Raw genomic sequence first — 10433 nt, forward strand, 5'->3', positions numbered from 1 at the left:
ATAATTTTCTTGAAACAAAAGGGTATACTATAAAATTCAGACCTTGGGAAGTAATTCATGTTGAATTTTTTAGTTCTAAATCCGAAGCTATGAAAAGAGAAAAATATCTAAAATCCGGAATTGGAAGGGAGTTTATTAAAAATCTAATTTCTAAATTATAACTCCGTTGGGCTCATATCCGTCGCGGCGGACACAGGTTCGAGTCCTGTTCCCGCTACTAAGACAAAGCTTCAGATTTATCTGAAGCTTTTTTTATGCTTTTTATTATGGAGGAATTTGTTGTTTATATTTTATATTCAGAAAAGTTTAATAAAAATTATACTGGTTATACTTCTAATTTAATTGAAAGATTTAAATCCCATAATTTTCTTGAAACAAAAGGGTATACTATAAAATTCAGACCTTGGGAAGTAATTCATGTTGAATTTTTTAGTTCTAAATCCGAAGCTATGAAAAGAGAAAAATATCTAAAATCCGGAATTGGAAGGGAGTTTATTAAAAATCTAATTTCTAAATTATAACTCCGTTGGGCTTATATCCGCCGCGGCGGACACAGGTTCGAGTCCTGTTCCCGCTACTAAGACAAAAAGCTTCAGATAAATCTGAAGCTTTTTTTATGCAGTAAAGTATCTTGAAGTTTAATAGAATTCCTGCTTTTGAGCCTTGTACAAATACTTCATAGAAGTACTTCAGACACCATATTACCAAACCGATGTTTGCTGTAGTAGCTATTTCTTGAGTTGTTCAAGCAACAATTCTTTTAATTGTGAATCAAGTTTTGGGATTGTTTTTGTATAATCTCTTCCCCAAATAGAATAAATAATCTCTTCAACTTCATAACTTTCGAGTTTTTCCAACTCGTTAATTAAAAGTTCTAAATTTTGTTCTTTATTCATCAATGTTGCAAGGTTTTTATAAGTCATTTCAAACTGTGCAGAGAGGATCCCTTCACAAATCAGAACGATTGATTTTTTAGTAACTTCATATTTGTCAATTAGGTTATTAATAAAGTATTTATGAACCATTTGATGTTCATCGTCCAATATTTCAAAATATTTATGAACTAATGGGAAATATTTTTCAGAAGTCAATCCCAAACTAAATACAGCATAACTTCCAGGGAGACAACTTTTTTCGCCTTCTTCTACGTCATTATACCATTCAAATTCTTTCATAGCAACCAATGCATATTGCTCGATTTTATCGTGTAGTTCGGAATATTGCAAACAATTGGTAAAAAATCTGTTGGTAGAAGATTTTGCAATTCCTTTAATTGGTAAAAATTGTTTTTCAGATTTTGAAGAAAATTTAATAGAGTAACTGTTGGGAAACCCTTTTTGAAGTAGATTGATTATAAAATCTAAAGCCTTTTGGTAGCATTCTGAAGTTTCGTTTTTGATAGTAACAGAAATTGTAGAAAAAACATCATTGGCTTTACATTCTATATTTTTGTCTTTATAATGAATATCTTCTTGGGCAAATAGTCCTGTGCCGAAATTAAGATATTTTTTTGCAGTTTCAGAACCGAAATCCTTGCTTGCTATTTCTAAATCTTTCAGCGCGTCTGAAGCGTAATCTTTAAATTTAATCCTCAAAAAGGAAGTGTATACCCAAAGTGAAAGTTGTTCGGCGTTTACATTTTCTTTTTTAAAATCATTTTTGATTGTATTTTTTTCAGAGAAATTTCCAGAAATATCGAAATGCAATGGTTTAAATTCGTCTTTTACCCAGTTGTTGAGCATATGCAAAATACTTCGTTCGAAATCTTCGCTTGATTTTCTGTTTTTAATGTCTTTGAAAGTGTGATTTAAACAGTGTTCTATTATTTCAATAAGCTTCATTGGTGAAAACCCCATCAAATTAAAATTTACTAGGTTGCCCGAAAACACAGTTATTTCTCTTACATCCTTAACTTTTCTATCGAGATTGTAAATAACTTTTGTGATATAATTGTTCATCCGTTTCTGAAGCTCTAATTTTCGTTCTTCATCTTCAATGAAAAATGTTTCCTTGTATGAACCGTTTTTATATTCAAATTCCAAAACTACCTTAATACAATACCTAAACATTGGCTGATTGGCTTTGTCAAAAAAGAAATCAGAAATTTGTTGTTTCAGAATAGGAATTACATTGTCAATAAGATTCTCTTTCGGCAGATTATCGATGGGTTCTGAAATTTCGAGTTTAAAGTAAGGAGTTTTGTCCCAATCAAAATCGTATATAAACAGTCCTATCTTCTGTCCTTTGAATTGAATTTTGAGATAATCGTGATAGCCTTCCTGAATTTCACATTCAGAATATGCGGTTTCTCCGATATGATTTTTTAAGTCATTTTTTGTTACTTCGACAATACCTTTCATCATATTGTCGATAATTATTTTTTCGATTGTATTCATTTCTGTTTTTGTAGAGTTTTCTTTTGATGTTGCAATGCTGTGCTATTGCAGCTAACGTTCCAGTGCTTGGCGAGGTAAAGGACTAAATCAAGCTCATTATTTGGATTTGTCACCCGAGCGATAGCGAACAGGTGAAGCAAATCATCCCAAATACAAAACCGATTTCCATTAAGCCAATTGCTTAAATCTGTTATATGTAGTTGTGGCTATTCTAACGGCCAATTTTTTTCCAATCCTTCAAAACTTATTTGCTTTTCTTGCTCTTCAGTAATATTGTATTTCTTAGTGACTTCAGTTTTATATTTTTTCATTAATTCGTCTGACTGAATTTCAATTAAATGATACTCTTTCTTTAATTGTGTTTTATCAAGTTTTAAATTTAAAACACTATCCTGTTTTGCTCTTTGGAATGCGTTAGCTTTGTCATCTGCGCTTACAGTTTCCTTGAATAATTCTTTTCTTTTATCTTCTGACAAACCAAATTTTTCTTCTGATTTTGATTTTTCTACTTGAGTATTTTTGACCGTCTTTTTTTCATTACAACTAATGAAAGTTAAACTTATTAAGGTAACTGAAATTGAAATATTTAATCGCTTTCTAATATTTTTCATCTTTTTTGTTTTTTCGTGTTGATTAAACCTGTTATTTTTTTAAGAATTATATATAACGTTCTGATGTTTAGTGGTTTTTAGGTTGAATTAAGCTCTGTTTTTGGATTTTTAAAATCATTTCAAGTACAAAACCATCTTTAAATTTAGCCTAAAACTCTAATATTGACCATTATTTTTGTTTTTTAAGCGTATAGAGGTCTTTCATTTATAAATTCCAATTCATTTACTTTTTCACATTCTGAGATTAGCTTATCCTTGAGATCAGAAGAAATATAAATTGCATCATAATATAACTGATGAATTCTGAATCCATCAAATTTTGCACTTTTAAAAGTTTTTAAATCTAAATGATTTTTTATCTGTATCTCTGAATAATTAGCCCAAGTTTCTGCAGTTGATTTTCTCCAGATAATTACCTTGTTGATTGAGCCTATTTGTTCAGGAACATATTTTTGAAAAACTTCTGCAATAGAATTGTCAATCAAAATTCCACCGTAAAGAATAGGTTGAAATTTTCCAAATTCCAGTACACGAAATTTCCCATCATTGACTTTATCTAAAAGTATATCTTTTTCAATGGATTTATTCTTAAGCCAATATAAATTAGGTTTATTCATAAGTTCTTAAAATTACTGGTAACTTATATTTATGATAATTATTACGCATTATTCATTCTCAAATATATAATTTTTCAATTATTAAAAGTACTTTTAATTTGTTAGGTACATTTGATGCTTATATGAATCGATATGAAAACAAAAAACAGAGAAGAAGTTAAGTTATATTTTTGTAATCAATAAATTTGTTTAAGGCTTTATAGTTCAAAGTAGAATGTCATTTTTTTTTCAAACAAATTATCGCAATATTTTAAAATTAAGATGCAAATGAAATAATTATATATACGGTCTTCAATAATCTAGTTAGATATTTGAACATTTCCCGCTACTAAGACAAAGGTTCAGAGAAAACCGGAGCTTTTTTTGTGGATTTGAATTTACAAAACAATGTCTGATTCAGATTGTGGGAGCGAAGTCAGGTGAAATCCGTATAGCTTTTCCCGAGGGTGCAATTTTAATAGCACTTCTTGCAATGGAATCTTTTATTATGTTTTTCGATTTAGAATAAAAAAGAAAAGGATAGAAACAAATAAGTCATAAAAGTGATTTTAATCGAAATCTCTTTTACTTTTGCCAAATGTTAGAAATTCTTTACCAAGACGAATATATTATTGCAATTAATAAACCAAGTGGATTATTGGTTCACAAATCATTTTATGCCCGAGATGCAAAAGTTTATGCCATTCAGGAATTGAGAAATCAAATAGGAGGGCAACACGTTTATCCTATTCACCGGTTAGACCGTAAAACATCTGGAGTCTTGTTATTTGCGTTGGACAAAGAGGTTTTGAAAATTATGAATGATCGTTTTGCCACACGCGAAGTCGAAAAAAAATACTTAGCAATTTTACGTGGTTGGTCACCCGAAGAACTAACGATTGATTATGATTTAATAAATGACGATGACATTAAACAAAATGCAATAACATACTTTCACCGTTTGCAAAATGCCGAAGTTGAGTTAGAGTTTAATAATAAGCCAACCTCACGATATTGTTTGGTAGAAGCGATTCCTGAAACCGGACGTATGCATCAATTACGAAAGCATTTCAAACATATTTTTCATCCCATTTTAGGAAGCCGTCCACATGGTTGTAACAAGCAAAATAAATTATGGTTGGAGAATTATGAGCTGAAAGGAATGATGCTTCACGCACATCAGTTAATCTTTAATCATCCAATAAAAAACGAACAACTAATCTTGAACGCAAAGATTAATGAAGAGTTTAGCAGAGTAGGCAATATTCTTAATCTAGATTTGAGTAAGTATGAATAGAATAATAAATTTATCTTTCTTAAATTTACTCCAAAAGCTATAATGTTTAATTTCTAACTTCTAACAAAAAATGGATTTTCAGAATAATGAATTTTCGGAAATTGAATCATTAAAATCAAATAAAATTACTTTTATAGTAAAGGTTTTAGGAGCATTTATTTTTGTGAGTACAATTTTAGGAATAATTATTTCAGAGGTAGTTATCATTGAATCTGAAAAACTATCTGTTATATTTAAATTTTATTCTGTAGTGTTATCTGTATTACTGCTATCTTTTTTGATATATGCCATAGTAAAGCATACAATTACTATCCGAAAAAATAAAATTACCAAAGTAATAGTTGATCAAAATGGTTTGCACCATTATAATAATGAAATAGTTATTGAATCTCTAAGTTTTAAGTCTTTATCCCCAAATCCCGATCCGAAAAATTATGATGTAGTTTTATCAGAGGGTGAAGATGTAAGTCTTGATATTTGTGTATATTATTTCGATAATGCTACAAACACAATAATTTATAAAGCCATTATATTCAATACTCCATTTTCAATACGCAATGCAAAAGAATTACAAAGACATTTCATAAAAGGTGTTTTAAAGTTTCGATCCGATTTGAAAGTTTCACCTCGGGTTTTAGATTTATTAAATTTAAATAATTTGAAATTGTTTCGTCCTTAAATTTATCTTACAGGATTTACCTTTAATTCTATTTTTACTTTACAGTAATATTCTTAATCTGGACTTGAGTAAGTATGAATAGAATAATAATTTGAAAATTATTGTTTTATTTTAAAATTTAAGATACGCACATCAAACCTATTGCCTAAATCTGCTGTAGTAGCTGTTATAACCAGTTTTTTAAAATTTCTATTTGTTTTTCTCCCAAAACTTCCACCAAGGTAATTTAAGTTTAGTTTTTTGATAATTAGATTCTTGCTCTTGAAAATTCAGTTTTGCATTATTCTCTTCTTTCTTAAAATTATCTTTCTTAAAAGTAACAGGTGTAGAAGTTGAGTCTTGTTCTGTACTAAAAGTGAGTTCATATTTAGTTATTCCACTATCTTTTACTATTTGTTTTGCAATTTCATTTTCTGGAAGTAATTCTTTTAATTGAAATACACATTCTGTTTTTTTGTTGTTGGAAAACCCTTTGAAGTTATCTTTGATAAAATTAAGAACATATGGTATATGTTGCTCGTGCATTGCTAAATATCCTAAAAAAGACAATGCACTTCCTCCTTCAATTTCGTCATCACTATAAACTTTACTTGCTGTATAATGAAGATTCTCATAAGTAAATAATTTGCCTATAGCTATGCATAGCTGGGAAGGTAATGGTAATGGTTCTTCATTAGTTGATAAAAAACTTTGACAATAAATAAACAAGTTTGTCACTTGATTTAAGTCTTCATTTTTAAACTTTTCTCGCAGGTTGTCAACTATTTCTTTTAGATTTGACTTGTCATCTTTTATTTCAATTAATTCTGCAGTTTTGAGGATTTCGTTATACAATTCTTTATTTATACTTGCATGAGCACTTTCGTGTTGCTGTAACACTATTTTTTGAAATGCCTCTAAAGGATTAATTTCATTTTCTTTCATATCTGTATATTTCGTTTATTTAAGATTGCCTATAACGTCCCTCTAGTACAGCAGGCTTGGAATTAAATTAAACTCATTCATTATATTTGCTAATCATTCCAAATAACCACAACATCAAATTAAGGCTAAACCCGTCACATTGTCAAACGGCGGTTGTGTGCCATTTTTTATTTATTCAACTCTTTTTCAATTTCTTTAATAAGTTCAATTGTTAGTGGTTTTGTATTTTTGTCGTAAACCCTTATATTATTCTTGCCTAGTTTGACAAGAAATTCAATTGTCTTTTTAAATTTTGGGTCTGAATATAATTCTTGTTCTGATTTATCCGCATTTTCTATCATTTTATCAAAACACTTAAACAGAAAATCATTATAATATTTATCGACTTCGTTAATTGCCGGTACATATATTTGATAATAATTTAAGATTTTCTGTTTTAATTTTTCGTCTTCAATATAGCCAATTTTACCACTAGATTTAAAACCTTCATAATTACCAATATTCATTTTTGGTCCATGCGAATAAATTGGAAAATCAACTTTATTTTTAGACTTATAAATACTGTCAAGTTGGCGAGTCGTTAGTGCTAAAATTTTCTCATAGCTTATGTTTGACTTTTTGTATGCTTCCTTTTCAATGTCGATGTTTTTTACATCATTTTGCAAATCATTCTTTAAATTTTCAAGAAACACTGTCACTTCTTCTTGTTGATGCCTGTGTTCGCTCCAACTGTGTAACGATATTGAAAGTGTTACAGCAAAAACGATTATAAAAATTTCTATAATGATTTCCTTCACTTTCTCTCCCAATGTATGTTTTGAATTTTTCACAGTTTTGTAAATTTTTTCTGAATGTTTCGTTATTTCTTCTTGCATATTTTTTTATTAAAATATCTTCCTATTATTTTATCGAGATTTCTTTACTTTTAGTTACTTTAGGAATATAAATAAGATAATCATACCCCTTTATAACTCTCGATAAGTATATATCATCTACTTTTAGCTTGTTTTGTAAAATAGATTTCTTTAAAGGTCTTAAATCAAAACAGTACCATTGATCATCTTTTAACACATTTAGAAAAGATTTAAAACTAGTGTTATCCTCTTCGTCTTCTCCTTTTCCAACAAGCATTATATGTAACGATTTTTTCCAACTTGCCTCTTCAATATTAGAAATTAAGCTGCCTATATCATATATATCAGTTTTTGTTAATATGGTTTCCCCTTTTGGTAGATGAACTGCACCAAATTTGAAAAGATTTTTTTTGTTTTTCCAATCGGGCATTTGGTTTAGCAAGATGCTTTTCATCAGTTGAATCCTTAAGGGATGATTTCTATTAACATAAATCTCTCTACTTAACTTTAATGCTTCAATTTGTTTTCGCTCTTTATCAGAAAGTTTTAACTTCAACAACAAATCTATTTTTTGAAGGCAATCTTCGGATAATAGGTAGAATTTTTCATGACCTTCTTTAGACGCAAGTAGTTTGGAATTATGGAGCATTTGCTCATATATCTCAATCACTTTTTTATTTTTCGAAGTTTCTTTTAAATTTGAAATTATCATTTGATCTGCAAAAATGCTAATTTGTTCAACACCATATATTTTGGTATCACGTTTAACTAAATCCTTAAACAAATTAAATTCGGGTTCTAACTCCAAAAAAGAAAAGTTTGTACTATATTCTTTAACAAAAGAATTAAGCTGTTCGACAGATAGAGATTTAATATTTGTTTCGATTATATCTACTGAATAAGGATCAACCTCTAGAAAATAGTTATCAAACTTAACCTCATTGATAATAGCATTTGTGAAATAAGGAATTTCGTTTGTAAAATGACTTTCTCCCAACAAAACCGAATTAGATTGTTTTATTTCATCTAGCAAAACATCCCATCCTTTTCCCTGAAATGAAATATTTTTATCAATTTGGAAAGAGAAACCATTCTTTTGAACTAAACTGTCAAGTAATATGTTTTGAGCATAGTTAAAATTTGTAATGAATAATGTAAGGAGTAAGAGTATTATTTTTTTCATTTTGTATTATCTTTTTTTGGTTTATTTTTTTTGGTTTATTTTTTATTATTAAGGTTCCCGAAAATTACAGCCAACTTGTTTATATGTGTGACAAAACCACAAAAAGTGACCCGGATTTGGTAGATATAAAGGATAAGTATTGTATGCTATTTATTTTCAAATATAGAATTTTTCCATTATAAATTATCAAAGGGATTTTTATTTTACTTGATGTTTTTGATACATAAAATGAATGTGGATATATCAACAAAAAGAAGAAAAAAAATTAAGCTATAATTTTGTAATTATTTAATCTTTTCAATAGTTTTATATTTCATAATAAAGTGGCTTCTTTTTATTCTTCAAAGAAATCATCCCAAATATAAAACCTGCTTTCCATTAAGGCTTATTATCCAAATCGGTTGTAGTAACTGTTAGCGGTAGTTTTATTTATTTTTTGCAATTCTAAATCCAAATCCGTCATTTCGTGTGCCTTTTGGAGATTGGTACCTAACTTCTGGCATATGAATTCCATATTCTAATGGCTTTCCATCAGTGCTTTGGGTTTCGTAAAACCAACTAACTCCTTTCGAAATTTTATAAGCGCCTTCTGTTGGTCCTTGTGGATTTTTTGTACTTACTAAACTATCTTTTTCAGGATTATACCAATCAAAAACCCATTCACCAACATTTCCAGTCATATCATAAATTCCTAGTTCATTAGGTTTAAGTAGACCAACTTTATGAAAGATGCTGTCTGAGTTTTCTTTTACCCATCCAATCTCGATTGGATTATTACTACCACTATATTTGTAGTTTTTAGTTTTCTTTCCACCTTTAGCGGCATATTCCCACTCTGCTTCAGTTGGTAATCTTCCTCCTGCCCATTTGGCAAAGTCATTTGCTTCGTCCCAAGTTGCAAGCATTGGGTTTTCGTCTATCCATTTATAATATACTTTTATTCCGTGGGCATTTTCAATAGGTGCTTCAGGCATTTTTCTGCCTGTTTTTTCACAAAATTCTCTAAACTGTTTAACTGTTATTTCATATTTACTTATGTAAAAGTCATCAAGCTCTACCATTCGGTGTGGACTTGTAAAACCATTTATTGTGTCTCCTTTTGGGCTAATGATGAATTGGTTTTTACCTTGTTCAAAAGTTCCACCCTCCACAAAAACATAGTCAACATTGTCTTGTTTGCAGGAATTTAATACCAAAAGTCCAAGAAAGATTATAAATGCCTGTTTTGTCATAATATCTGTTTTTAAATTACTGTCAACTTATTTATATGTGTGATAAAACCACCTAAATAGAGGTAGAGATGTGTGATAATTATTTGCACCCTTTTTATTTCAAATATATAATTTTCATTATATATCACTAGGATGCGCATGCTAAAATACTATAATAATCCTCAAAAAAAAATGAATAGATATTTCAATACTTACCGTTACTATGACAAAACTTCAGAGAAATCTGGAGCTTTGTTTTGTTTTAACCATGTTTATAAAGTCTCTTTGTCAATTTTGTGTTGCGTTCACAAGCGGAATGCTTGCGTCAGAGGGGATTAATATTACGCGACGATATTGCAAAATTTAGTTTAAATTTAGGATATCGATTTTATTAAACTGCATAAAAACGTCCCACAACCGCTACTACAACGGATTTGGGTAATAGGTATAATGGATAGTTGGTTTTGTATTTGGGATGATTTGCTTCGTCTGTTCGCTATCGCTCGGGTGGTAAATCCGAAGAAAAAGCTTAATTTAGTCCCAAACCCGCTGTAGTCCCAGAACATTATAAGCTAGTTAAAATCAATATTTTGTTTACAAAACACTGAAAAGGAAATAAAATTAAGTTTATTAGTTTAATAAAAAATAGTAATTTGGTTTCTCGCCAAGTAAAAGAAGAGAT

General features: G+C 29.3%; 11 protein-coding genes. 4 read left to right on the top strand and 7 right to left on the bottom strand.

The window, feature by feature from the left end; genetic code table 11:
• Window positions 1–29: 29 nt before the first annotated feature.
• On the top strand, window positions 30–161 hold the full coding sequence (locus B8T70_RS21375; RefSeq protein ID WP_086896166.1) for a GIY-YIG nuclease family protein: 132 nt from the start codon (window positions 30–32) through the stop codon (window positions 159–161).
• 105 nt (window positions 162–266) lie between these two features.
• Window positions 267–521, top strand: a complete 255-nt coding sequence (locus tag B8T70_RS21380) for a GIY-YIG nuclease family protein (protein ID WP_086896159.1) — start codon at window positions 267–269, stop codon at window positions 519–521.
• Between the two features lie 207 nt (window positions 522–728).
• Here the strand turns inward: B8T70_RS21380 and B8T70_RS21385 are convergent, their stop codons facing one another.
• The 3 genes from B8T70_RS21385 to B8T70_RS21395 form a co-directional block, all read right to left on the bottom strand.
• Window positions 729–2396 carry a DUF6138 family protein gene (locus B8T70_RS21385; protein WP_207621555.1) on the bottom strand — a complete coding sequence of 556 codons (1668 nt, stop codon included), beginning with the start codon at window positions 2394–2396 and terminating at the stop codon, window positions 729–731.
• A gap of 206 nt (window positions 2397–2602) precedes the next feature.
• The gene (locus B8T70_RS21390; protein ID WP_086896160.1) at window positions 2603–3007 is read right to left on the bottom strand and encodes a hypothetical protein; all 405 of its coding nucleotides are present in this window, start codon (window positions 3005–3007) and stop codon (window positions 2603–2605) included.
• A 182-nt stretch (window positions 3008–3189) separates the two neighbouring features.
• Entirely contained in the window at window positions 3190–3624 is a 435-nt protein-coding gene (locus B8T70_RS21395) for a hypothetical protein (RefSeq protein WP_086896161.1), read from the bottom strand.
• A gap of 577 nt (window positions 3625–4201) precedes the next feature.
• Between B8T70_RS21395 and B8T70_RS21400 the strand changes: the two genes are divergently transcribed.
• Both B8T70_RS21400 and B8T70_RS21405 read left to right on the top strand, forming a co-directional pair.
• Complete coding sequence (locus B8T70_RS21400) at window positions 4202–4900, top strand: pseudouridine synthase (protein WP_039120602.1); 699 nt, start codon at window positions 4202–4204, stop codon at window positions 4898–4900.
• Window positions 4901–4970: 70 nt separating this feature from the next.
• Entirely contained in the window at window positions 4971–5579 is a 609-nt protein-coding gene (locus B8T70_RS21405) for a hypothetical protein (RefSeq protein ID WP_086896162.1), read from the top strand.
• Between the two features lie 189 nt (window positions 5580–5768).
• Here B8T70_RS21405 and B8T70_RS21410 read toward each other — a convergent pair whose 3' ends face one another.
• The 4 genes from B8T70_RS21410 to B8T70_RS21425 all read right to left on the bottom strand — a co-directional run bounded on the left by B8T70_RS21410 (window position 5769) and on the right by B8T70_RS21425 (window position 9772).
• Window positions 5769–6503, bottom strand: a complete 735-nt coding sequence (locus B8T70_RS21410; RefSeq protein WP_086896163.1) for a hypothetical protein — start codon at window positions 6501–6503, stop codon at window positions 5769–5771.
• Window positions 6504–6670: 167 nt separating this feature from the next.
• On the bottom strand, window positions 6671–7378 hold the full coding sequence (locus B8T70_RS21415; protein WP_039114342.1) for a DUF6090 family protein: 708 nt from the start codon (window positions 7376–7378) through the stop codon (window positions 6671–6673).
• Between the two features lie 25 nt (window positions 7379–7403).
• Complete coding sequence (locus B8T70_RS21420) at window positions 7404–8540, bottom strand: hypothetical protein (RefSeq protein WP_086896164.1); 1137 nt, start codon at window positions 8538–8540, stop codon at window positions 7404–7406.
• Window positions 8541–8965: 425 nt separating this feature from the next.
• Window positions 8966–9772, bottom strand: a complete 807-nt coding sequence (locus B8T70_RS21425; RefSeq protein ID WP_086896165.1) for an SUMF1/EgtB/PvdO family nonheme iron enzyme — start codon at window positions 9770–9772, stop codon at window positions 8966–8968.
• Window positions 9773–10433 lie beyond the last annotated feature (661 nt).

Source organism: Flavobacterium sp. AJR (assembly GCF_002156885.1).
GTDB lineage: Bacteria > Bacteroidota > Bacteroidia > Flavobacteriales > Flavobacteriaceae > Flavobacterium.